22 protein-coding genes are annotated in these 23,325 nt (G+C 68.2%); 13 read left to right on the forward strand and 9 right to left on the reverse strand.

Translation table 11 applies throughout. The features are described 5' to 3' along the window. Positions 1 to 3 precede the first annotated feature (3 nt). The gene (locus tag Y958_RS03680; protein WP_145727746.1) at positions 4 to 336 is read left to right on the forward strand and encodes a hypothetical protein; all 333 of its coding nucleotides are present in this window, start codon (positions 4 to 6) and stop codon (positions 334 to 336) included. Positions 337 to 454: 118 nt separating this feature from the next. Further along, complete coding sequence (locus tag Y958_RS03685; RefSeq protein ID WP_088870951.1) at positions 455 to 799, forward strand: hypothetical protein; 345 nt, start codon at positions 455 to 457, stop codon at positions 797 to 799. Positions 800 to 802: 3 nt separating this feature from the next. Here Y958_RS03685 and panC read toward each other — a convergent pair whose 3' ends face one another. Then, a complete protein-coding gene (gene panC, locus Y958_RS03690) occupies positions 803 to 1,690 on the reverse strand; it encodes a pantoate--beta-alanine ligase (RefSeq protein ID WP_088872455.1) in 888 nt (295 codons plus the stop codon). 76 nt (positions 1,691 to 1,766) lie between these two features. Further along, positions 1,767 to 2,624, reverse strand: coding sequence for a DUF6134 family protein (locus Y958_RS03695; protein WP_088870952.1), 858 nt, complete (start codon positions 2,622 to 2,624; stop codon positions 1,767 to 1,769). Positions 2,625 to 2,860: 236 nt separating this feature from the next. Here Y958_RS03695 and Y958_RS03700 point away from each other — a divergent pair, with 236 nt between their 5' ends. Both Y958_RS03700 and Y958_RS03705 read left to right on the forward strand, forming a co-directional pair. Next, a complete protein-coding gene (locus Y958_RS03700) occupies positions 2,861 to 3,340 on the forward strand; it encodes a Fur family transcriptional regulator (RefSeq protein ID WP_244909358.1) in 480 nt (159 codons plus the stop codon). A gap of 35 nt (positions 3,341 to 3,375) precedes the next feature. After that, the gene (locus Y958_RS03705) at positions 3,376 to 4,521 is read left to right on the forward strand and encodes a CobW family GTP-binding protein (RefSeq protein WP_088870954.1); all 1,146 of its coding nucleotides are present in this window, start codon (positions 3,376 to 3,378) and stop codon (positions 4,519 to 4,521) included. Between the two features lie 74 nt (positions 4,522 to 4,595). Here the strand turns inward: Y958_RS03705 and Y958_RS03710 are convergent, their stop codons facing one another. Further along, complete coding sequence (locus tag Y958_RS03710; RefSeq protein ID WP_088870955.1) at positions 4,596 to 5,105, reverse strand: DUF6622 family protein; 510 nt, start codon at positions 5,103 to 5,105, stop codon at positions 4,596 to 4,598. Positions 5,106 to 5,276: 171 nt separating this feature from the next. Between Y958_RS03710 and Y958_RS03715 the strand changes: the two genes are divergently transcribed. Together Y958_RS03715 and panE are read left to right on the forward strand one after the other, a co-directional pair. Next, the gene (locus Y958_RS03715) at positions 5,277 to 6,161 is read left to right on the forward strand and encodes a LytTR family DNA-binding domain-containing protein (protein WP_211098521.1); all 885 of its coding nucleotides are present in this window, start codon (positions 5,277 to 5,279) and stop codon (positions 6,159 to 6,161) included. A 38-nt stretch (positions 6,162 to 6,199) separates the two neighbouring features. Continuing rightward, on the forward strand, positions 6,200 to 7,123 hold the full coding sequence (panE, locus tag Y958_RS03720; protein ID WP_244909359.1) for a 2-dehydropantoate 2-reductase: 924 nt from the start codon (positions 6,200 to 6,202) through the stop codon (positions 7,121 to 7,123). Between the two features lie 49 nt (positions 7,124 to 7,172). On the opposite strand, the gene Y958_RS03725 is transcribed toward panE, so the two are convergent. From Y958_RS03725 to Y958_RS03735, 3 genes are read right to left on the reverse strand one after another with little or no spacing between them, the layout of a single operon-like run. After that, on the reverse strand, positions 7,173 to 8,603 hold the full coding sequence (locus Y958_RS03725) for a hypothetical protein (protein ID WP_244909360.1): 1,431 nt from the start codon (positions 8,601 to 8,603) through the stop codon (positions 7,173 to 7,175). Then, positions 8,590 to 9,189, reverse strand: a complete 600-nt coding sequence (locus tag Y958_RS03730) for a BON domain-containing protein (RefSeq protein ID WP_088870956.1) — start codon at positions 9,187 to 9,189, stop codon at positions 8,590 to 8,592. Before Y958_RS03730 ends, Y958_RS03725 begins: the two co-directional genes overlap by 14 nt. A 57-nt stretch (positions 9,190 to 9,246) precedes the next feature. Next, a complete protein-coding gene (locus Y958_RS03735) occupies positions 9,247 to 10,053 on the reverse strand; it encodes an N-acetylmuramoyl-L-alanine amidase family protein (protein WP_040846068.1) in 807 nt (268 codons plus the stop codon). A gap of 350 nt (positions 10,054 to 10,403) precedes the next feature. On the opposite strand from Y958_RS03735, the gene Y958_RS03740 reads away from it, so the two are divergent. Beyond that, positions 10,404 to 10,889 (forward strand): YajQ family cyclic di-GMP-binding protein, encoded by a 486-nt coding sequence (locus Y958_RS03740; RefSeq protein WP_040846069.1) that lies wholly within the window; start codon positions 10,404 to 10,406, stop codon positions 10,887 to 10,889. Here Y958_RS03740 and Y958_RS03745 read toward each other — a convergent pair. Together Y958_RS03745 and dgcA are read right to left on the reverse strand one after the other, a co-directional pair. Further along, complete coding sequence (locus Y958_RS03745) at positions 10,846 to 12,711, reverse strand: hybrid sensor histidine kinase/response regulator (protein WP_088870957.1); 1,866 nt, start codon at positions 12,709 to 12,711, stop codon at positions 10,846 to 10,848. The genes Y958_RS03740 and Y958_RS03745 overlap by 44 nt on opposite strands. A gap of 172 nt (positions 12,712 to 12,883) precedes the next feature. Next, positions 12,884 to 13,885, reverse strand: coding sequence for an N-acetyl-D-Glu racemase DgcA (dgcA, locus tag Y958_RS03750; protein WP_244909361.1), 1,002 nt, complete (start codon positions 13,883 to 13,885; stop codon positions 12,884 to 12,886). Between the two features lie 132 nt (positions 13,886 to 14,017). Here dgcA and Y958_RS03755 point away from each other — a divergent pair, with 132 nt between their 5' ends. Together Y958_RS03755 and Y958_RS03760 are read left to right on the forward strand one after the other, a co-directional pair. Next, the gene (locus tag Y958_RS03755; RefSeq protein WP_145727744.1) at positions 14,018 to 14,833 is read left to right on the forward strand and encodes a hypothetical protein; all 816 of its coding nucleotides are present in this window, start codon (positions 14,018 to 14,020) and stop codon (positions 14,831 to 14,833) included. A gap of 166 nt (positions 14,834 to 14,999) precedes the next feature. After that, complete coding sequence (locus Y958_RS03760; protein WP_088870960.1) at positions 15,000 to 15,527, forward strand: hypothetical protein; 528 nt, start codon at positions 15,000 to 15,002, stop codon at positions 15,525 to 15,527. A 136-nt stretch (positions 15,528 to 15,663) separates the two neighbouring features. Here Y958_RS03760 and Y958_RS03765 read toward each other — a convergent pair whose 3' ends face one another. After that, on the reverse strand, positions 15,664 to 17,049 hold the full coding sequence (locus Y958_RS03765; RefSeq protein WP_088872458.1) for a CRTAC1 family protein: 1,386 nt from the start codon (positions 17,047 to 17,049) through the stop codon (positions 15,664 to 15,666). Positions 17,050 to 17,312: 263 nt separating this feature from the next. On the opposite strand from Y958_RS03765, the gene Y958_RS03770 reads away from it, so the two are divergent. From Y958_RS03770 to Y958_RS32720, 4 genes are all read left to right on the forward strand, one after another. Next, entirely contained in the window at positions 17,313 to 19,154 is a 1,842-nt protein-coding gene (locus tag Y958_RS03770) for a ribonucleoside-diphosphate reductase subunit alpha (protein ID WP_088870961.1), read from the forward strand. A gap of 76 nt (positions 19,155 to 19,230) precedes the next feature. Beyond that, complete coding sequence (locus Y958_RS03775) at positions 19,231 to 19,884, forward strand: EF-hand domain-containing protein (protein WP_088870962.1); 654 nt, start codon at positions 19,231 to 19,233, stop codon at positions 19,882 to 19,884. Between the two features lie 39 nt (positions 19,885 to 19,923). Next, positions 19,924 to 20,889 (forward strand): ribonucleotide-diphosphate reductase subunit beta, encoded by a 966-nt coding sequence (locus tag Y958_RS03780; protein WP_086008820.1) that lies wholly within the window; start codon positions 19,924 to 19,926, stop codon positions 20,887 to 20,889. A 120-nt stretch (positions 20,890 to 21,009) separates the two neighbouring features. Further along, the gene (locus Y958_RS32720; protein ID WP_186291248.1) at positions 21,010 to 23,310 is read left to right on the forward strand and encodes a tetratricopeptide repeat protein; all 2,301 of its coding nucleotides are present in this window, start codon (positions 21,010 to 21,012) and stop codon (positions 23,308 to 23,310) included. The last annotated feature ends 15 nt before the right edge of the window (positions 23,311 to 23,325 follow it).

The raw sequence follows: 23,325 nt of genomic DNA on the forward strand, positions 1-23,325 counted from the left end.
GTGATGCGGCGGCTGGTGATGATGGGGATGTGCCTGGCGCTGGCCGCCTGCGCCTACACGGGTGACCGGCGCTGGAACGTCGATATGGCGTTGCTGACCCGCGACCACCCCTCGCTGGCGCAACAGCAGGCCCTGGTGCGGGAAAAGGAACAGCATTTTCCTGAGACCCTGCGCGCCTGCGTCGCGGCCAACGACCCAGAGCGCCTGGCGGACCTGGACGCGGGCCGGGGCTATCCCATTTCCGACTGGCACGTGGGCCGGGCCCACGACGCCGTGCTGGCGTGCATGCGCGACCAGGGCTGGGTCACGACCTCCACCAGCCGCTTGTCTCCCTGAACAGGTCGTCCTTGGCCACCGCTTCCCGAAAGGCGGCATGATCCCTACTTCCGCCACAACAGGTCGCCACCCTGCTTCTGCGCGTCCCGAGCGAGGGCGCTGGGTGGGGAATGATGGAATGGGGAACGCCATACGTTTGGGGTGGCTGGCCGCCTTGGCCGCCTGCCTGCCGCTGACCGGTTGCGTCTATACGGCGGAACGGTACTGGGTTCGGGAATCCACGCCGAACCACCTGGGGCCAAGGGTGCCGCTTCAGGAGATCATGGAGAAGCGCGGCCCCTTCTTCGAGGCGTTGCGGGCTTGCGTAATCGCCAATGACCCAGAGCGCCTTCCGGAGCTGGAGGCTGGTCGGGGTTACCCCACCTCAGGCTGGTTCATGGAAAGTGAGCGTCATGATGCCGTGCTGTCCTGCATGCGGAACCAGGGCTGGGCCACGATGCCCGCCACGTTGCTGAGCCCCTGAAATTCAGGCTCCCGGCCCCAGCGCCAGGTTGTCGATCAGGCGGGTGCGGCCCAGGAAGGCGGCGACCAGGGCGCGGGCGGGGCGGTCCACCCGCTCCAGCGGCGCCAGCGTCCCGGCGTCAACCACCGCCACATAATCGATGCGGGTGAAGCCGGCGGCCGTCAGTGTTTCCGTCGCCTGGGTGATGGCTGGGGCCACGGGCCGGCTGCCATCGCCCAGGGTGTCGCGCAACTGGTTCAAGACCCGGCTGATGGCGACGGCCTGCTGGCGTTCCTCCGCCGAGAGATAGCGGTTGCGGGACGACAGGGCCAGGCCGTCGGCCTCGCGCACCGTGGGCACGCCCTCGATGCGCACCGGGATGTCGAGGTCGGCCGCCAGGCGGCGGATAACGGCCAGCTGCTGGTAGTCCTTTTGCCCGAAACAGGCGACGTCGGGCAGGGCCTGCAACAGCAGCTTGGTCACCACCGTGGCCACGCCCTGGAAATGGCCGGGGCGGAAGTGGCCCTCCAGCGGCACGGCCACCGGCCCGACATCCACCGTGGTGGTGAAGCCGGGCGGATAGATGGCCTCCACCCCCGGCGCGTACAGCAGGTCGCAGCCGGCACCGGCCAGCAGGCGGGCGTCACCCGCCTCATCCCGGGGATAGCGGCTGAAGTCCTCGTTGGGCCCGAACTGGGTGGGGTTCACGAACACGCTGGCGACCACGCGGTCGGCCAATTCGCGCGCGCGCTTCACCAGGGTCAGGTGCCCCTCGTGCAGGGCGCCCATGGTGGGCACCAGGCCGACGCGCAGCCCCTCCTTGCGCCAGGCGGCGACGCGGGCGCGCAAGTCCGCGGGGGTGCGGACAATGGCCAAGGGGCCAGTGGAAGAAGAGGCGGGGGGCGGGGCCATGGCGGCGGTGTCCGTGCTCATGGCCCGGCATTTAGCGACGGGTGGCGGGGGCGGGCAAGCGCTTTCCGTCCCCTGGTCAATCCCGCCGTTCGGGAGCGGGCAGGCCTGCCTCCGTCCCGGAAGGGGAGGCGACCAGCGCACCGGCGTTGGACGGCCCCTGCAGGGCATAGGCGACGTCATGCCCCCTGGCATGGAAGGCCAGCTTCAGCCAATGGCCGGAATCGTCGTACCAGAAATCCACCCGGCTGGTGGCGGGCGGCGGGTTGGTGATGAAGCCCAGGCTGTAGTGCGTGGCGGCCACGGTGGCGTCGTCGGCGCGGATCATCTCCTGCCCCAGGTGTTCCACCTTGACGTCCATGACCACGCCCCGGATGGTGTCCAGCAGGCGCGACGCCGTCAGTATGGCCGGGTTCCAATAGCTGGTGGGGATGATGTCGGCCGGCGCCGTCACCGCCCCGTGCGAGCTTTCGACCGCGAACCCGTCTTCCACCGCATGGCCCTTCACCCAGTCCTTCTGGCCGTTGTCGTCGGTGCTGCTGTCCAGCGCGGCGAGACGGCCTTCATGCCACACCTCGTGGCTGACATGATGATAGCGGTAGGCCGTGATCATCAGCAGCTTGGCCTCGAAACGGATATCGACATCCACGACCGTGTCGCCGTTGGCCGCCTTGGCCACCGTGACGCGGTGATGGCCCAGGGGCGTGTCGCGGCCGTAATGGGCGGTGAAGTCCAACGACCGCTCCACCGTCGTGCCGGGGGTCGACGGCATCGCCGCCGGGGCGTCCTCCCGCTCGGGCGGTGTCGCGGTGCTGGCGCGGGTCGGTGGGCCGCCCCATATCAAGGTGGCGCCAACGATCAGCGCCACGCGGGCCAACGCCGCGCCGGCGCGGCGAGCGCGTCCGGCGACGATCGGAGCAAGGGTGTCATGTGGCATCGCGCTTCCCTTCGATGCGGTGGTGCCCTGGCTTCGGCCCAGCCGGGTGCCATATTCTCTGCCGATACGAGCGAGTTCTCTGGGCCGATACGAACGGTAACATGATTTGGTTTACGCGGAAGAACCGGACACCCTTCCTTCCGTGCTATGGTTCGCCTGAAATGGCAGTTCGAGAAAGGCTAGCAACAATGCCGGTGGCTACCCAAAGCCCTAGCCCGCATGTCCATGGTGGCGAAGTGTCCCAGGGTCATGATCACAAGGCCCATGACCACAAGGCCTGCGTCGGCGATGCCCTGACCCGGGCGCACAGCCTGTGCGAGGCGCGCGGCGCCCGTCTGACCACCCTGCGCGAGCGGGTGCTGGAACTGGTGTGGTCCAGCCATAAGCCGCGGGGCGCCTATGCCATCCTGGAAGAGATGGCGGTGGACGGCAAACGCGTGGCGCCGCTGACCGTCTATCGCGCCCTGGACTTCCTGGTGGAACAGGGCTTGGTCCACCGCATCGAATCGCTGAACGCCTATGTTGGCTGTCCCGAGCCGGGCCAGAGCCATGCCGGTCAGTTCCTGGTGTGCGAGCGCTGCGGCGACGCCACCGAGCTGAACGACCCTGCCGTGACCGACGCCATCACCAACGGCGCCGCCGCCCGTGGGTTCCACGCCGTGCGCCAGACGGTGGAGGTCCTCGGCCTTTGCCCGGCCTGCCAAGCGGCGGTCTGACCACGGCCGCCTGATCCAACGATGACCTTCAAGGAATGCCTGCCGTGACCGCTGTTTCCGCCGCCCGCCTGCCCATCTCCGTCCTGACCGGTTTCCTGGGCAGCGGCAAGACCACGCTGCTGTCCCGCATCATCCGCGACCCGCGCATGGCCCGCACCGCCGTCATCATCAATGAGTTCGGCGAGGTCGGGCTGGACCACCTGCTGGTGGCCAAGGCGGACGAGAACACCGTGCTGATGGATTCGGGCTGCATCTGCTGCACCATCCGCAGCGACCTGGCCGACACCCTGCGCGACCTGTACCTGCGCCGCCTGCGCGACGAGGTGCCGGAGTTCGACCGCGTGGTGATCGAGACCACCGGCCTGGCCGACCCGGCGCCCATCCTGCACACCCTGATGACCGACCCGCTGGTGGCGGCCCGCTTCCGCCTGGACGGCGTGGTGACCACGGTGGACGCCGTCCACGGCATGGGGCAGCTGGACGCGCAGGAGGAAAGCCTGAAGCAGGCGGCGGTGGCCGACCGGCTGGTGCTGACCAAGACCGACATCGCGACACCGGAGGCGGTGGATTATCTGAAGCACCGGTTGAAGGAGCTGAACCCCGCCGCCTTGGTGGTGGACGCCCAGACCGAAGAGGCGCTGCCCGTGCTGCTGTTCGACGCCGGCCTCTATAACCCGGAGACCAAGAGCCTGGACGTGCAGCGCTGGCTGCGCGCAGAGGCCTATGACGACCACGGGCACCATCATGATCACCATCACCACGATCATGATCACGATGGCCATGATCACGACGGCCATGACCATGCCGACTGCGATCACGATCACGGCCATTGCGAGCATGAGGACCATGACCACGACCCCAACCGCCATGACGAGGCCATCGGCGCCTTCTGCCTGACCTTCACCCAGCCCCTGGTATGGGATGAGCTGGTGGGCTTCCTGGAGACGCTGGCCCGCCTGCGCGGCCCCGACGTGCTGCGGGTGAAGGGCGTGCTGAACGTGGTGGAGAGCGACCAGCCCATCGTCATCCACGGCGTCCAGCACCTGTTCCACCCCCCGGTGCAGCTGGATGCCTGGCCCAGCGACGACCGCCGCAGCCGCATCGTCTTCATCACCCGCAACGTCAGCCGGCAGGTGGTGGAAACCCTGTACGCCAGCTGCACGGGAAAAAGCGTGGGATAAGGGTTCTTGGTGCGCCCGTCCGGGCCCTCGGCTTATTCGGGCGGCAGGAGGTCACCCTCCTGCCGCTTTCGCCTTCAGGCAAGGGCCAGCGCCACGTCCGGGGCGCGGCGGTAGCTCTGGATGAAGCCCCAGGACCAGCCGGCGAAGTAGCCGACGCTGAAGCCCGACACGCCGATGTCCAGGGCGATGGCGGTGTCATGCAGGTCGGGGCGCGCGGCGGCCAGGACGTTCAGGACGTAGTGGGAACCGAACAGGAAGAGGTTGCGGGCCAGGGGCACCCAGCTGCCCGGCTGGCGCACCAGGCCACGCTCGCGGTCCACCTCCACCCGGACGGTGGTCAAGCTGGCCAGGCCCAGGCCGATGACGGCGCCCACAGCCCAGTCCAGCAGCACCGGGCCCAGGGGGCCGGGGCGGGTGACCAGGCCGTACAGGCCCCAGATGATGAAGACACCGGGGATCAGCCAGACGCGGCCCGTCTGCTGCACCGTGGTCCGCAGGCGCCGCGCCCCCATGAACACCAGGAAGGCGAACAGCGCGAAGATCCAGGTGGGGGTGTGGCTGATGATGCGGGAGAGGATTTCCATGACGGGCGGGCTCCAGGATGTTGCGCCGGGCGGCGTGTTCCAAGTGATTGATGGGCCTAGCCTTCACTCGGGCTGCCCTTCCCCGGCAACGGTCCCTTCGCGGTCCGCTTGACGGATTTCGTGAGTGGCTGGTAAAGGCCGTTCACGAAGCGCGAACGGATGAGGCCGGTCTTGACGGCGGAACGCGGGGTGCAGCAGGGGGCGGACGCCGGGGTCGCGGACAAGCGGCCGCCGGGCAGCCTTGCCGGCATCGTCGCCTTCGATCTGCCCGACTGGGTGCGCAGTTGGGGCGGCGTCGTGGCGCTGTCCCTGGTGCTGGCGATGTTCGGCCCCTACGGCACGTTCCTGTCCATGGACAGCGTGTCGCGCGTGGTCTTCTGGTGCGCGTCGGCCTTGGGCATCGCGGCCATGGCGCGGACGGCCCATGCGGGCTTGCGCCGCTGGCCCATCGCGGCCGCCTGGCCCGCCTGGCAGCGGCGCGCGCTGTCGGCGCTGATCGCCTCGCTGCCCGCCACGCTGTGGATCATCCTGCTGTTCAGCCTGTGCGCCAAGGTCCCCCTCGGCGCCTTGCATTTCTGGCGCACCTGGCCGCAGGTGATCGTGACCAGCATGGTCTTCGCCGTCATCCTGGGCCGCCGGGACCCGTTGGCGCCCCTGGCCACGGCACCGGCGCCCGAGCCGGTCGCATTCCCACCGGCTGCAGCGGCGCCGGAACCGGACCCCGACGTGGCGGCAGCCTTCCTGGCCCGCGCCTGCCCGCGTCTTTGCGACGCACGGCTTCTGGCGCTGGAGGCGGAGGACCACTATCTGCGGATCCACACCGATCGCGGGGCCGAGCTGGTGCTGATGCGCCTGCGCGACGCCATCGCCGAACTGGGGGAAGGGCTGGGGATGCAGGTCCACCGCTCCTTCTGGGTGGCGCGGGCGGCGGTGGCGGAGGCCATGGTGCGTGGCCAGGCGGCACAGTTGCGCCTCAGCGACGGAACGGTGGTGCCGGTCAGCCGCACCGCCCTGCCTCGCCTGAAGGCGGCCGGCTGGTTGGCGGAAAAGGATTAGGCCCGGTCAAGGCCGGGGAACGAGAAGGGATGATAGCGATGACCATGCGTGTCCTGGTCCTGGGCGCCGGCGCCACCGGCGGATTCTACGGCGGCCACCTGATGCAGGCGGGGGAGAATGTCACTTTCCTGGTGCGGCCCAAGCGGCATGCCCAGCTGATGGAAAACGGCCTGGTGGTGGTCAGCCCCCAGGGCAACATCATCAGGCCGGTGCAGGCGGTGACCCGCGTCAGCAAGCCTTTCGACCTGGTGCTGCTGTCGTGCAAGGCCTACGACCTGGACGCCGCCATCGAAACCATCCGTCCGGCGGTGGGGCCGGAGACGCGCATCCTGCCGGTGCTGAACGGCCTGAACCACCTGGACCGGCTGGACGCCGCCTTCGGGGCGGAGCGGGTGATGGGCGGCCTGTGCCACCTGACCATCACCATGGACCCGGACGGCACTATCCGCCACTTGCATGCCTTCAACCGCCTGACCTTCGGCGCCCGTTCCCCCGCTCAGGCGCCCCTGGCCGAGGCGCTGGCCCAGGCCTACGCCAAGTGCCCCATCACCGTGGTCAACAGCCCGGACATCGTCCACGACATGTGGGAGAAGTTCTATTTCCTGGCCACACTGGCAGGCAGCACCACCCTGATGCGGGCCCCCATCGGCGCCATCCTGAAGGCGCCGGGCGGCCTGGCCTTCATCACCGGCCTGCTGGACGAGTGCACCCGCGTCGCCACCGCCGCCGGCCATCCGCCCAGTGCCGAGCGCGACGCCGAATCCCGCTATCACCTGACCAAGGAGGACAGCAGCCTGTCCGCCTCGATGATGCGCGACATCGAGAAAGGCGGCCCCACGGAGGGTGAGCACATCGTCGGCGACATGCTGCGCCGGGGCCGCGACTTGGGTCTGGACCTGCCCCTGCTGACCTTGGCCACCACCCACCTGCGGGCCTATGAGGCGCGGCGCACGGCCGGGTGAGGCGGGCTTAAGGAAAAGCCCCCGGGGCGGTGCTCCGGGGGCTTTTTCGTTACTGCAGCATGGGCGTGCCGGTCTCGATCTCCACCAGTGCTGCCAGCATGGGCACGGCGATGTCCTTGCGCTGGGTGTCGCCGCTGTTGCTGCGTTCCGCCGCCGACAGGCCGGCCAGATAGGTGTTGCGCCAGCGCTGGTCCTTGAACAGCAGTTTGTCGGCGCGGGCGCGCTGGGCCAGGATCAGGGGCTTGGGGTCGGTCCCGGCGGACAGCAGCTTGTCGATGCGGCCGGACAGGGCCTCCGCCTGCTTGCGGTCGCCGGTCTTCAGCGCGTCGGCCATCAGCTGGACGAAGGTTTCCGCCTTGATGTCGGTGTCCTGCACCTGTTCGGCATAGGTGGTGGCCAGCTGCATTTCGCCCCGGGCGCCCAGGCGGCCCAGCACCGCCGGTATGGTCCAGGGGCTTTCCTGCTGCACGGTGCGCAACAGGCCCAGCGCCAGGTTGGGGTCGCCCAGGTCGCCGGCGGCCACCGCCAGCTCCGGCGCGCAGCAATTGCCCTTGCGGTCCTTGAAGCGGCTGAACTGCTCCTCCACCGTGTTCAGGAACATGGTGTGGGCGCGGGCCTCGTTGCCGGCCTTGTAGAAGCCTTCGGCCACCAGGCCCAGTTCCCAGGCGCAGTTGTTGGCCTGGGCATATTCCGCCGCCTCTTCCACCAGCTTGCCCGCCTGGCCCTTGTCCCCCTTCCAGATCAGCGCCTGGCTGATGTCGGTCAGGTTGTAGATGCGGGTGGAGCAGTCGTTGATGCGCCGGGTGATGTCCAAGGCCATGTCCACCTCGCCCGTCAGCGACAGGGCGCGGCCCAGGAACAGGTCACGGCCGGTGTCCGTCACCGGCGGGGCGCGGCGGAAGGCGGCGATGAAGGGGGCGATGATCTGTTTGGTGCGTTCCTTGTCGCCCAGGTGGTAATGGGCGACCGCCAGCGACAGCCAATCCCAGCGCGGGGCGGTGATGGGATAGTCCACCGGCTGGATCAGCCCTTCGATACGGTAGAGGAAACAGCCCGTGGACTGGGCATCGTTGCAGGCCAGGCTGCGGATGCGGGACTTGAAGTCGTTGTAGTCGAAGTCGCCCACGAACTGATTGGTGGACAGCTGCACCGCCAGGGGGCTTTCCGGGCTTTGCACCAGGATGTTGGACAGGAGCTTGTCCGCCTGCAGCAGCAGCTTGGTCTGCTCCTGCAAATCATAGCTCTGGTCGGCCTTCTTGATGGACTCCATCGCCTGGACGAACTGGCGGTTGGCCATGGCCTGGGCGTCGGGCAGGGTCTGGTTGCCAGCCAGCCCGGGAATGGGCTGTGCGCCGGCCGGCGCCCCCGGCGTCAGGGCCAGCGCCAGGGCCAGGACGGGAAGAGCCAGGACACGACCCAGGGCCAGGAAGCGACCCAGAGGACCAACAGCACCCACGGCAACACGCTCAACGACGGACATAATTCACAACCTGGCGGACGCGGGGCAGTTCGCGGGCGTGCTGCAGCACGGCCTCAAGCTCCACCCCACTACGGGCGACGCCCATGATGTAGACCACCTGGTTGACGGTTTCGATGCTGTAGTTGCTGGATCTGACCTGCCCGTCCAGCAGCAGGGCCGCCCACAGCTTGGTGTTGATCCAGGCATCGGTGGCGCTGTCGGAGAGGCTGCTTTCGTCCGCGATCTTGATTTCATTCAAAACTTTGCGCACGCCGTCGGCCTGCCAGGCCAGGCGCACCGCGTCCACCCGCATATCAGGGTCGCGGGCGTTGCCGGTCAGCAGCACCTCGCCCCGGTCGACCGTGACGTTCAGGCGGCTGTTCATCTCCGGGCTTTTTTCCTTCCAAAGCCGGTGAATCTGCTCATCGATCTGGCCATCGGGCACGGCGGGCGCCTCGGCGGCGGCCTCCGCCCGCTGGCGCGCCAGTTCGGGCGATTCGCGGCCCGGGGACTGGCACCCGGCCAGAAGCGCGCCCATGCCCGCCAACAGCAGAAGAAGGGGGCCGGTGACGGGGCGGCGCTGGCCGATGATGGTCGCGGAGGTCATGAACGATGCCCTGGTCCCTGTTTTTCAGAAATTCGCGGCGGCAGGCTATGGCGGAAATCAGGCGAAAGTAGGGGAGGCGAGCAGCGTCGCCAATTCCCGCGCGAGGATGCCGGCGATGCGTTTGCGCTGGGTGGGGTCGCGCAGCAGCGCCTCGTCCTGGCGGTTGGACAGGAATCCGGTCTCCACCAGCACGGACGGGATGTCCGGCGCCTTCAGCACCACGAAGTTGGCGGAGCGCATGGGGTTTTCCAGCAGACGCAGGTCACGCCCCGCCCCGTGCACGATGCCTTGGCGCGCCGCCAGTGACGCCGCTTTGGTGCGGCGGGTGGCCAGATCCATCAGGATATCGGCCACCACCGGCTTGGTGTGCTTCAGGTCCAGGCCCAGGCGGTCGGCGTAGTTTTCCTTGTCGGCCAGCGCCTGGGAAAACGCGTCCGACGCCTTTTCCGACAGGGTGTAGGCCGACAGGCCGCGCGCGTTGGCGTTGGGGGCGCTGTCGGCGTGGATGGACAGGAACAGGTCGGCCTTGGCCTCACGCGCCACGTCCACCCGCTCCCCCAACTCCAGGAAATGATCGTCTTCCCGGGTCAGGCCGGCATTCAGGCCCTGGGTCTTACGCAACTGCAGGGCCAGTTCCTTGGCCAGGTCCAGCGTCACGTCCTTCTCATAGGTGCCTTCGTGGCCGATGGCGCCGGGGTCCTTGCCGCCGTGGCCGGGATCGATCATCACCAACCGGGGGGCCCGCAGCGCGGTGGGACGCGCGGCCACGTTGATCAGATGCTCGGCCTGTCCCGGGCGGACAAGGCCGCCGACGCCCAGGAACGGTATTCCGACGGCAAGCCGGAGGATGGCCCTGCGATCCATGAGACTAAATCCGCCCGAATGAACTGCTTGAGAATCGTGCTTTGGCGTGCGGTGCCGTTCCGCGACGCAACCATGCGATGCATGCGCCGCGCCCGGAAAGCCCGGACCTTTCCGCATGCGGTATGTTTGACCCGCACTATGCCGTATCGCAACAAAATCTTGGGGGGAGGCTATAGAAACATGGGCAGGTGTTGCGGCCGGATGACGGCCTTGGCCGGCCCCAAGCCACCGCATGCCCCCCGCCGGCGCCCCGGGGGTGTGCCCCGTCAAAGGGGCGTGCTAGAACCGGGGAAGGCGCGCCGTCCGTGCGGCGCCGTTTCATCATCGTTCATTGCGGGAGCCTGACTGCCATGCCGTCCTTCGACATCGTTTCCAAGACCGACAAAGCCGAGGTGGACAACGCCGTGGCGGGCGTGGTGCGGGAACTTGGCCAGCGCTTCGACTTCAAGGGCGCCAAGTGCACCATCGAGCACAAGGACGACGTCATCACCATCGTGGCCGATGACGCGCCCAAGCTGTCCCAGATGCAGGAAATGCTGAAGGTGCATCTGACCCGGCGCAAGCTGGACGTGGGCTGCCTGGACTGGGGCGACGATCAGCGCGCCGCCGGCGACGCCCGCCGCCAGGAGGTCAAGGTGAAGCAGGGCATCGACAAGGAACTGGCCAAGACCATCGTCAAGGCCATCAAGGACAGCAAGATGAAGGTCCAGGCCGCCATCCAGGGCGATGAGCTGCGTGTCACCGGCAAGAAGATCGACGACCTTCAGGACGCCATTCGCCTGGTGAAGGGGCTCAAGATCGAGCAGCCGCTGCAATACGAGAACTTCCGGGACTGATCCCGGGGGACGGCGGAGCGGGCGCGCGGCCCTGGCCGGCGCCTGTGCCGTCCTGCCCCGTGCCGTTCTGAAGGGCGTCCACCACCAGGCGCTGCAGGCGGGGCGGGGCGATGGGCTTGTGCACGACCACGACGCCGGCGGCGGTGGCTTGCTCCATCAGTTGGGGATCGGTGTCGCCCGTCACCAGCATGCCGCCGACATCCCCGCCATAGCGCTTGCGGATCTCGGCGATGACGTCCATGCCGCGCCGGTTGCCCGGTAGGCGGTTGTCGGAAATGACCAGGCGCGGGGTCGCGTCCGTCTTGTCCAGCCCTTCGAAAAGCGCTTCGGGCGTGGATGCCGCCAGGGGGACGCAGCCCCAATCCTCCACCATGGCCTCCAGCGCCGCCAACTGCAGCGGGTCATCTTCCAGCAGGGCCACCAACACGCCGCTGGGCGGCTGGTCCTTCGATGGCTCCTTCACCGGCGGTTCCGCGGTGCCGGGCTCCTTCACTTCCGGATGCTGGGCCGGGCCGGGCGGGGGTTCCTTGACCGGTTCGGTCGCGGGGCCGGCCGCCGCCGGACGCACCTCGGTTACCAGGATCGGGCGGGGTGCCGGCGCCCGCACCGTTTCGGCCAGTGGCAGGGTGATGGTGAAGCCGGACCCCCGGTTCGGGGTGGAGACGACGGTGACCGTCAGGCCCAGCAGGGTGGCCGTCTTCTTGACGATGGCCAGGCCCAGGCCCAGGCCGTGCTGTGCGTCGCGCTTGGCTTGCCCGCTCTGGGCGGTCGGCGTGCCGGCGGCGGTCTCGCCGCGGTAGAACTCGTCGAAGATGAAGGGCAACTGGTCGGCCGGGATGCCGCAGCCGGTGTCCCATACCTGCAGCTGCGCCGTGGTGCCCCGGCGCCGGCAGCCGATGAGGATCCCGCCCTTGCGGGTGTGGCGCACGGCATTGACGATCAGGTTGCGCACCATGCGGTCCAGCAGGACGGGGTCGCTGTTGACCTGGGCGGTGGTGGGGACATAGCGCAGTTTGACGCCATTGGCGGCCGCCAGCGGCCGGAACTCACCCGCCAGCCGTTCCATCACCGTTGACAGGGCGAAGCGCGTGGGCGTGGGCGTGACGGTCGCGGCCTCCAGCGCGGAGATCTGCACCAGGGCGTTCAGCAAATCCTCGGTGGCGTCCAGCGACTCCGTCAGCTTGGTCGCGAGGTCGCGCTGGGGATCGTCGGTGAGGCGCGTTTCCAGCAGATGCAGGAACAGGCGCATGGCCTGGAAGGGCTGGCGCAGATCGTGGCTGGCGGCGGCCAGGAAGCGCGATTTGGCGCGGTTGGCCCGTTCCGCTTCCGCCTTCACCGCCTGCGCCTCGGCCAAGGCCACGGCGCCGCGGCGCGCCGTTTCCACCGTGATGTCCAGGCCCAGGCCGACGATGCCGGTGATTCTGCCGTCCGGCTCGCGGTGGGGCTCCAGCACCAGGTCGTACAGCCGGCTTTCCGTCTCTCCCGGGATTTCCAGGCGGAACATGTGCCGCTCACCCCGGCCGGTTTCCAGGATGCGGCCTTTGATGGCGTGCAGGGTGGTGAAACCCTCCGCGCTCTTGCCGCGGCCATTGCGGATGTCCAGATCGGTCAGGCCCAGCACGCCGGGGCCGAAGGCCGCTACGGGCCCCTTGGCCCAGACGTAGCGAAGATCGTTGTCCTGCACGAACGCCAGCAGGGGGGCAGGGGCCGACAGGCGGTTCAGCAGGGCGTTTTCCGCTTTCAGGGCGGCGTTTTCCGCGCGCAGGCGGGCCAATTCTTCCCGCTGCTCTCCCTGCTCCCGGCCCAGAATTCTATTTAACATGGCCCCAACCAGACGTTTTACTTGGCAGGCCCCGAGTTAATCCTCTTTTAGGCCAAAAGCGAAGTGCGCCCTTGGGCGTAGGCCCCCAGGGGGAGGCCGTTCGACAGAGGGGCGGGGACGGCGCCAAAGGGGAGGGTATCCCCTCATAAGCCATTGGTGCGCATTGCTTTCCCTATCCCCATAAGACAGGGGACGGCGGGTCGGCGGTGGCACCCTCGTAGCGAAGGCCGGGCATTCGGTCGCGGGCCAGGAGCAGGGGCCCGTCCAGGTCGACGAAGGCCGCCCCCTGGGCCAGCAGGTGGGCGGGAGCCATGGACAGCGAGGTCGCCACCATGCAGCCCACCATGACGCGCAGGCCCGCCGCCTCGCAGGCCGCTTTCAGGGCCAGCGCCTCGGTCAGGCCGCCGGTCTTGTCCAGCTTGATGTTGGCCACCTGGTAGCGGCCGACGAGGGCGCCAAGACTGTCCAGCCCGTGCACCGATTCATCGGCGCCCAGGGGGATGGGGCACTGATACCCCGCCAGGTCGGCATCGCGGCCGGCTGGCAGGGGCTGTTCCAGCAGCTCCACCCCCAGGGACGCCAGCGCCGGGGCGTAGCGGTCCAGTTGCTCCAGGCTCCAGCCCTCGTTGGCGTCCGCGATCAGGCGGGCATGGGGCGCGTTCTCACGAACAGCGGCCACCCGGTCCAGGTCGCCCTCGCCGGTCAGCTTCAGCTTCAGCAAAGGGCAATGGGCGGCGGCGCGGGCGGCGGCGGCCATGGCTTCCGGCGTGTCCACCGATAGGGTGAAGGCGGTGGCGAGCGGCCCCGGGGCTGCCGCCAGGCCGGCCAGGCGCCAGGCGGGGATGCCCGTGCGCTTGGCCTCCAGATCCCATAGGGCACAGTCCAGGGCGTTGCGCGCCGCCCCCGGGGGCAGCAGGCGCTGCAGGTCGGCGCGGGTCAGGCCGGCGGCCACGGCGGGCGCCAGCGCCTCCAGGTCCGCCACCACGCCGGCCACCGTTTCGCCGTAGCGGGCATAGGGCACGCATTCACCCCGGCCCGTGGCCGCCCCGTCCGTCACCTCCGCCACCACCACGTGCGCCTCGGTCTTGGCGCCGCGCGAGATGCGGAAGGTACCGCGGATGGGGAAGGTCTCGGCACGGACGGTCAGCAACGAGGGCATTGGGGAAGAGGGCATTGGGATAGACCTTGAGGAAAAGGCGCCGCCGCCGGCGGGGCGCGGCAACATAACGCTTCGCCACAACCGGCGCGATCCGGCATTCTCCGGGGCGGCGGGACGGTAGTCGAGGGTTGGCTGGTTATGGAGGACGTGCGGCGCAAGCCGATGGTGTGGCATGAGGCGGCGGCCGCGTTCCGCGAGGTGCTGTCCGATCCCGGGCGCACCGTGCGTTTCGCCGGCATGCCGGCCCTGGTGATGATGGTCCTCTATATCATCCTGGCGCTGACCCACCCCCGGCCGGTGGACCCCGCGCTGGAGGAGGCGTGGGAGGCGGAGGTCCTGCCCTTCCATCTCATTCCTATGGCCTTCAACGCCTGGTTCTTCATCCGCATGCAGGTTTGGTGGGCGCGTTGGGTGTTGCAGGCCGATGACGGTGTCGGCTTCCTCAGCCCCAGCCTGGGCCGGCGGGAACTGGCTTATCTGGGGTGGATGCTGGCGGCCATGGTCAGCGCCCTGCCGGTGCTGGTCTTCCTGCTGCCCTCCTTGCGTCTGCTGGATGGCGCCCTGGTGGCGCTGGGCATGGAGATGCCGGAATCGGTGGCGGGCGGCCTGTTCGTGCTGGTGGCCCTGCCGCTGGTGCTGATCATGATGGGCATTTTCGGCCGCCTCATGGTGGGGGTGGTGCCGCTGGCGGTGGGTGGTGCCGCCTCTTTCCGCCTGGGTTGGATCGCCACCCGCGGCCTGTCCGTACGGCTGACGGCACTCAGCCTGCTGACGGTGCTGCCCGCCTTCGTGACCCCCCTGTTCAGCCGCCTGACCGATCCGGTGGAGATCGCCGCCAGCTATGTCGTCAGCGTCGGCCTTTATGGCGTGGGCTGGGGGGCCTACGCTGTAATGCTGGCCCGTTTCTACGGTCTGACCTTGGGCCGCACCCGCCGGCACACCGTCATGGTGCCCTCATCCTAAGGGGCGGTTTCTGCCGGGGCGGTATTTCCCATAGGTAGAAAATGCCGGGCATAAATTTCCTATTGCGGGAAAATTCTGCCCGAAACGCCTGGGTTTGGCAGTTCTGCAATCATCGGCACGATGGTTGCGTTCGTGCGCACACCTTCTTCTTGGGAGTGCGTCACCCATGTCCATCAGCAACATCAGCAATTCCCCCCTCACGCCCACGCAGCCCGGCGTGAGCGGCCCGGCCGGGGCCCCGGCCGACCCGTCGGCCAGCTTCAGCAGCCTGCTCGGCGACGGGAACACCGAGACCGATTCCCTGAGCGTGAGCCTTCCCAATGGCTTCTCTGTCGGAATCGCGCATATCGGCGGCGGTTTCAGCGGGTTCAGCGCCCAAATGCTCAGTTCGCTGGAAGACATGGTGAAGGCGTTCAGCAAGGTGGACATCCAGGACGGCGCGCAGCCGTCGAAGCAGGCGTCCGCCGATCCGGCCTCGGGTGGTGGCGCACAACAGTCCCGCACGCTCGACACCTTCCATGCCGACCTGCCCGACGGCACCTCCATCGAGGTCCGCCATGGCGGGCCTGAGGGGGAGAACAACCCCACCGCCATGGATGCCATGATGGAGGCCGTTCAGTCCTTGATGAGCGATCTCGCTGGCGCCGCCACCCAGACCAAGGGCGTCGCCCCCTCGCTGCTCAACCAGGCCTAGGCCTGGGAGAGGTCACCGGCACCCGCTTTCCCGAGCGAAGCGACAATCCCGGGACGGTGGGCGCCGGAACTTTCTGAAAAGCGAGCGATCAGCCAGGGCCCCGGAAGGGGCCGCTGGCGCTTGAAAGCAACGAAAGCTAGCACGTCGGCTGCTGCCCCAGGCTGGGATGGTGGACCACCATCAGGCGGCAGAGGTCGGGCTGTTCCACCCGCAGTGTGGCGCCGTCCGGCCAAGTGATGTCGAGCAGGTCGACCAGTGTCAGTTCACCCAGGCCGAAATGGGCCACGGGCTCGCGCTGGTAGGGGCCCCCGGACCCGCTGGTGATGCTGCGCAGCTGCCGCCGGCCGCCGGCGGTCAGGCAGACGGTGGCGCCCCGCGCCGGCGCGCCGCCGGCCGTCAGGGGCAGGACGCGCAGCCAGTTGTTGCCGGTGGGGGAGGCCAGGAACAGCGACAGGGGCTGGGCCTCGCCATCGCCATGGCCCAGCAGCAGTTCCAGCTGGCCGTCGCCGTCGATATCGGCCACCACGGCGGCGGTGCCCAGGCCCTCCGGTTCAGCGGCGTCGCCCACGTCGATGGACACCCATCGATCCTCCCGCCAGGCGAACAGGCGGTTGGGCTGGCCATGCATGTGGAAGAACAGCTCCTCATAGCCGTCGTTGTCGAAGTCGGCGGCGATAACGGCGCGTACCGGAGCCGGCTGCGCCATCTCCGCCGGCGCCACGTCGACGAAGCCGCCGCCGGCGCGATGCTGGAACAGGCGCTGCGGCCCCTGAACGTTACCCAGCAGCAGGTCGACCAGCCCGTCGCCGTCGGCGTCCAGGATGGTGGCGGCGCTGGCGTTGGCGAAGGGGTCGTCCAGCCCCACCTCGTCCGCGATCTCCTCATACTGGCCGCCGCCCAGGTTGCGGAACAACAGGTTGGGGCCGTTGGCGCAGCCGACGAACAGGTCGGGCAGGGAGCCGGTGAGGCAGGATCCCAGCAGCAGCCGGGCGTCGGCCTCAATGTCCAGCCCCGCCTCCTCCGCCACCTCGTGCAGGCGGCCGCGGCGGTCCAGCTCGAACAGCTGCAGGGGCACGCCCTCGCCCCCGACCACGATGCTGTAGCGGCCGGTGCCGTGGCGGTCCAGGCAGGCCAGCGACGTGCCGGCCGCGCGGTTGGCGGCGGCGAAGTTCTCCGGCAGGGCGGCCAAGTCGACCCAGCGGTTGCCGAAGCAGGCGAACAGCCGGTCCGGCGTGGGCAGCGCGCCGGCCGCGACGGGTTCATTCAATATGTAGAGCTCTTCCCGGCCGTCGCCATCCATGTCGGCGAACAGGGCCGCCCGGGCGCAGGCGCTGGCGTCGGCCAGGGGGCCTGCCGGATGCTCCACCAAGGCGCCGCCGTCCCAGCTCAGCACGCGGTTGGGCGCGTCGGCGCAGGTGACGACGAAATCAAAGCGTCCATCACCATCTATGTCCCCCACCGCGATGCCGGCACAAGATATAGGGGGGTTGGGAACGATGAGGTTGGAGCACGCGATGAACATCAGGCGACCCTCCAGGGCATCGGGCGGCCCCCTTTCGGGCAGGTTCCGCACCCTCATTAACCATGGCTGGCGGGCAGGATACCCCATGCCGGCCGCAGTATCCCTGGGCTTTTCCGACGCAATGGAAAAATGCCCTTCGGAGGTACAAAAAATCCGTTGGCGTACTGTCACGATTTGGTAGGATCAGCGCTCGTTGCCGCTAGATGTGGTATCCGGTCCTCGGTTATCCACAGCGCAATTCATACACAGCCTGGGGATAAGTCATGCGGGACGGAGACGTTTTCGGCAGGATTCAAGTTGCTAACCGTCCGGCGGTCGTTGTGGATCATTCCCGTGACGATTTGCTGACGGCCTTCGGCAAGGCCACCTTGACCGACCGCTACCTGCTGCCCGGTGAAAGTTTCCAGGATCTGTTCGCGCGCGTGGCCAGCTACTACGCCGACGACGCGGCCCATGCCCAGCGGCTGTATGACTACATTTCCAAGCTGTGGTTCATGCCGGCCACGCCCGTGCTGTCCAACGGCGGCACCTCGCGCGGCCTGCCCATCAGCTGCTTCCTCAACGAGTGCAACGACAGCCTGAAGGGCATTGTCGACCTCTGGAACGAGAACGTCTGGCTGGCCTCGCGCGGCGGCGGCATCGGCAGCTACTGGGGTAACCTGCGCTCCATCGGTGAGAAGGTCGGCGGCAACGGCAAGACCTCCGGCGTCGTGCCCTTCATTCGCGTGATGGACAGCCTGACCCTGGCCATCAGCCAGGGCAGCCTGCGCCGTGGCTCTGCCGCGACTTACCTGCCGGTGTCGCACCCGGAGATCGAGGAATTCATCGAGATGCGCCGCCCCACCGGCGGCGACCCGAACCGCAAGGCGCTGAACCTGCACCACGGCGTGGTCATCCCCGACGCCTTCATGCGCGCGGTCGAGACCGATGGTGAATGGGCGCTGACCAGCCCCAAGGACGGTTCCGTCATTCGCCGCATTTCCGCGCGCAGCCTGTGGATCCGCATCCTGACCGCCCGCATCGAGACGGGCGAGCCTTACCTGCTGTTCATCGACCACGTGAACCGTGCCATGCCGGAACACCACAAGCTGGCCGGCCTGTCGGTGAAGATGTCCAATCTGTGCAGCGAGATCACCCTGCCCACCGGCCTGGACCAGCTGGGGCAGCAGCGCACGGCCGTCTGCTGCCTGTCGTCGCTGAACCTGGAATATTTCCTGGAATGGCAGGACCATCCCACTTTCATCGAGGACACGCTACGCTTCCTCGACAACGTCATGAGCGACTTCATCGAGAAGGCGCCGGACGACATGGAGCGTGCCCGCTATTCCGCCATGCGCGAGCGCTCGGTGGGCCTGGGCGTCATGGGCTATCACAGCTTCCTGCAGAGCCAGGGCCTGCCCATCGAGGGCGTGATGGCCAAGGTGTGGAACAAGCGTATGTTCGCCCACATCAAGCGCCAGGCCGACGAGGCCTCGCTGAAGCTGGGCCGGGAGCGCGGCGCCTGCCCGGACGCCGCCGACTACGGCTATGAGGAGCGCTTCTCCAACAAGATCGCCATCGCGCCCACCGCCAGCATCTCCATCATCTGCGGCGGCGCCTCGCCGGGCATCGAGCCGGCGGCGGCCAACGCCTTCAACCACAAGACGCTCTCGGGATCGTTCTCGGTACGCAACAAGCACCTGGAGCAGGTGCTGGCGACATATGGCCGCAACGACGAGGACACCTGGTCGTCCATCACCCTGAACGGTGGATCCGTCCAGCATCTGGACTTCCTGTCGGATCTGGAGCGTGATGTCTTCAAGACGGCGTTCGAACTGGATCAGCGCTGGTTGATCGAACACGCGGCCGATCGCACGCCCTTCATCTGCCAGTCGCAGAGCCTGAACATCTTCCTGCCGGCCGATGTGCATAAGCGCGACCTGCACCAGATCCATTTCCAGGCCTGGAAGAAGGGTGTGAAGAGCCTCTACTATCTCCGCTCCATGTCCATCCAGCGGGCGGAGGCCGACATTGGCGCCGTCGTGGCCAAGAAGACGGAAGCGAAAGCCAGCGCCCCGGCGGCCGTGGAAACCAACAACTATGAGGAATGCCTGGCTTGCCAGTGAGCCGTTGATCGACGATCGATGGCTCCAGGGGGCCGGTCTTCCTGGATCGGTCCATTGATGCTGGCGGGGAAGTCGCATGCGGGTTGTGAAGGCACTGGCCAGGGTGGCCTTGGCGGGCGCCCTGGGGTTCGGCCTGGCAGGGTGCGGGGGGCATGACCTGCCGGTGAATCCCTACCTGCAACTGGTGCCGGTCAGCCCGTCGGGGCAGATCCTGGGGCCCCCCTCGGGCAGCCAACTGCAGTACAAGGCGGTGCTGATGCTCTGGTTTCACCAGACAGACGCCAACCACGACGGCGTGCTGACCCGGGATGAGGTGATCGCCGACGCGGACCGGAGTTTCGACCTGTTCGACCTGGACCACGATGGCAGCATCACCTCGGCCGAGCTGGAGAAGTACCGCCTGACCCAGCCCTTCCGGGCGCAGCCGCATCCGGTGACGCCCCTGTTGGGCGCCCAGGACCGCGCGGTGCAGCCGGACTCGGTGGAGGCGCTACCTGATGGCGCGAGCTACCAGGGCTCCCGCGTGCGCCTGCAGGTGGGCCTGGATCCGGTGATGTCGGCCGACACCGACAGCGATTTCCGGGTGACCCGCGAGGAGTTGCGCGCCCAGTCGCTGCGCAAGTTCGACAAGTGGGACGCCGACCACGACGGCAAAGTGACCGCCGATGAATTCCTGGCGGCGATGATGGCGCCCTTCGAGGCGCTGACCAAGTCGTCAGGCTGGTTCTGATTATTTCACCAACGACGTATAGACGAACGGATTTCGCCCGTGCCCAGCCAGCTTTTGACCCCGAACCCCGTCTACAAGCCCTTCCGCTATCCGTGGGCCTATGAGGCCTGGCTGACGCAGCAGCGCCTGCACTGGATGCCGGAGGAGGTGCCGCTGGCCGACGACGTGAAGGACTGGCGCCAGAAGCTGTCGGACGGCGAGCGCAACCTGCTGACCCAGATTTTCCGGTTCTTCACCCAGGCCGACGTCGAGGTGAACAACTGCTACATGAAGAAGTACGCGGCGGTGTTCCAGCCGACCGAGGTGCAGATGATGCTCTCGGCCTTTTCCAACATTGAAACCATCCACATCGCGGCCTACAGCCACCTGCTGGACACCATCGGCATGCCCGAGGTCGAGTACTCCGCCTTCCTCCATTACAAGGAGATGAAGGACAAGTACGACTACATGCAGGAATTCACGGTGGACAACCCCGCCAACATCGCCAAGACCTTGGCGGTGTTCGGCGCCTTCACCGAAGGCCTGCAGCTGTTCGCCTCCTTCGCCATCCTCATGAACTTCCCGCGTTTCAACAAGATGAAGGGCATGGGGCAGATCGTGACCTGGTCGGTGCGCGACGAGACGCTGCACACGCAGTCCGCCATCCGCCTGTTCCGCACCTTCGTCGCCGAGAACCAGGAGATCTGGACGGAAGACTTCCAGAAGGATCTCTACGTCGCCTGCTCCACCATCGTGGCGCATGAGGATGCCTTCATCGACTTGGCGTTCGAGATGGGCGGCGTGCAAGGCCTGACGGCCGAGGACGTGAAGCAATACATCCGCTGGATCGCCGACCGCCGCCTGGTGCAGCTGGAGCTGCAGCCCATCTATCGCGTGGAAAAAAATCCGCTGCCCTGGATGGACGTCATGCTGAACGGCGTGGAACACGCCAATTTCTTCGAAAATCGCGCCACCGAATACAGCAAGGCCGCCACCGGCGGCAGCTGGGACGAGGCGTTCGACTGACCCGCCCCGGCATGCGGGCGCGGTTCATTCGGGGGTGAGAAGGCGCCGGTGGTGACATCGGCGCCCTTTTTCGTTTTAGGATGCCGTCCCATGGGGCGGTTTGAGGGAAGTGGGGCGGACGTGAGTGACGACGGCCAGAAACTGATGCTGGACGGCCAATGGGCCGAGGCGGCGGCCCACTATAACGCGATCGTGACGGCGGCGCCGGATGACGCCGCCGCCTGGACCCACCTGGGCGTGGCGCTGCTGCAACTGGGCTATGCCGAGGCGGCGGTGGATGCCTTCCGGCGGGCCCTGGCCGTGCGGGCGGACTTCATGCCGGCGCTGGCCAATCTGGGCGTGGCCTTGCACCGCCAGGGCCAGCTGGTCGAGGCCATTGAGGCTTACTGCGCCGCCGTGGCGGCCCAACCGGACAATGCCCAACTGCTCGTCAATCTGGGGAACGCCCTGGCCGATGCGGGCCGCAAGGACGAGGCCATGGCCGCCCACCGCCGGGCTGCGGAATTGCAGCCGGTCCCGCCGCCGGCCGAGAAGGAGCCGCGCCCGCCTGAGACGGACGGGCGGCGGGACCAGGCGGTCGAGTTGAATACCGTCGGCAACGCCCACCTCGCGGCGGGCCGCGCCCAGGCCGCGCTGGATGCCTATGCCCAGGCCCTGGCCCTCTGGCCCGACTATGCCGACGCCCAGGGCAACCTGGGGAACGCCCTGCGCGGCCTTGGGCGCCTTGGGGAGGCCGTCACCGCCTATCGGCGCGCGGTGGAGTTGGCGCCCGACGACGCCGGGCACTGGTGCAACCTCGGCATTGCGCTGCAGGCTGATGGCGCGTTGGCGGAGGCGGCGGACATGGCGCGCCGGGCCCTTGCCCTGCGGCCGGACTTGGCCCTGGCCCACACCTGCCTGGGCGTGGCCCTGCGCGACATGAAGGACCTGGACGCCGCCATCGAATCCCTCCGGCAGGCCGTGGCGCTGGACCCCGGGCAGTCCGACGCCATCCACGCGCTGTCGGGCTGCCTGGTGGAGCGGCAGCGCTGGGAGGAGGTGGAGGCGCTGGGGCGCAACGCGCTGGCCCGCGACCCGCAGTCGATCGACGCCCGCGTTTGCCTGGCGGTCGCCTTACAGGGCCAGAACCGCCTGGAGGAGGCGCTGGACATGGCCCGGCAGGCGCTGGTGCTGCAGCCTGACAGTGAGCTGGCGCTGGGCGTGATGGCCGCCGCCCTGCACGGACTGGACCGTAGCGGAGAGGCGCTCGCCGCCGCCGCCCGCGGCTTGGCCGTGGCACCCCGTAACGCGGATATGCACAACACCTTGGGAATCGTGCTGCTGGACGCCGGGCGGGTGGCGGAGGCGCAGACTTCACTGCGCCGGGCCATCGCCCTCAAGCCCAATTTCGTCACGGCCCACGTCAACCTGGGCATGGCCTGCCTGCAGATGGGTCAGCTGGAGGAGGGCTGGGCGGAATATGAGTGGCGCCTGCAGGACGGGCACGAGACCCGGTTGTGGGACGTGATGCCCGAACGGGCTTGGCGCCCGGGCCAGGACCTGACCGGGCGCACCCTGACGCTGCATACCGAACAGGGCATGGGCGACCTGATCCAGTTCAGCCGCTATGCCGACCGGCGCTGGTGGGGCGGACCGGGATGCTCGGGCCCGCCAGCCCGCATCGTCCTGCGCACGCCGCGCAGCCTGGCGGATTTGGCGGCCAGCGTGCCGGGCGTCGACGCGCTACTGGTGGGTGACGAGGTGCCGACGACCTGTGATGTGCACGCCCCCTTGCTCAGCCTGCCCTACCTGCTGGGCACCACGCTGGCGACGGTGCCGGCGGTGGTCCCGTATATGACACCGCCGGCCGCAGCCCTGGCCCGCTGGCGCGCCGGGTTCGCGGCGGAGGACGCGGGCATTCGCGCGCCGGGCCTGCGGGTGGGGCTGGTCTGGGCCGGCAATCCCGGCCACAGGGGCGACCGCCACCGGTCCATCCACCAGCTGGCGGCGTTGGACCCCCTGTGGGCAGTGCCCGGCGTGCGCTGGTACAGCCTGCAAGTGGGACCGCGCGCGGCTGACGTGGGGCAAATGTCGGCTGGGAGGGTGACGGACCTGTCCACACGCCTGAGCGACTACGGCGAGACCGCGGCGGCCATCGCCAACCTGGACCTGGTGATCGCCGTCGACACGTCGGTCGCCCATTTGGCGGGCGCCTTGGGCAAGCCGGTCTGGCTGCTCATTTCCAACCGGCCGGATTGGCGGTGGATGCGCGATCGGACCGACAGCCCCTGGTACCCCACCGCCCGGCTGTTCCGCCAGACGCGCATGAACGACTGGTCCGGCCCGATGGCGGCCATGGCGGCGGCCTTGGCCGAGCTGGCGGCCCGGCATAGCGTGCCAGCGGCGCAAGAGGTGGCGTTCCGCCGCCTGTTCGGGCTTTAGCCCCTTCCGCCGCCG

Source organism: Nitrospirillum viridazoti CBAmc (assembly GCF_000730165.1).
GTDB lineage: Bacteria > Pseudomonadota > Alphaproteobacteria > Azospirillales > Azospirillaceae > Nitrospirillum > Nitrospirillum viridazoti.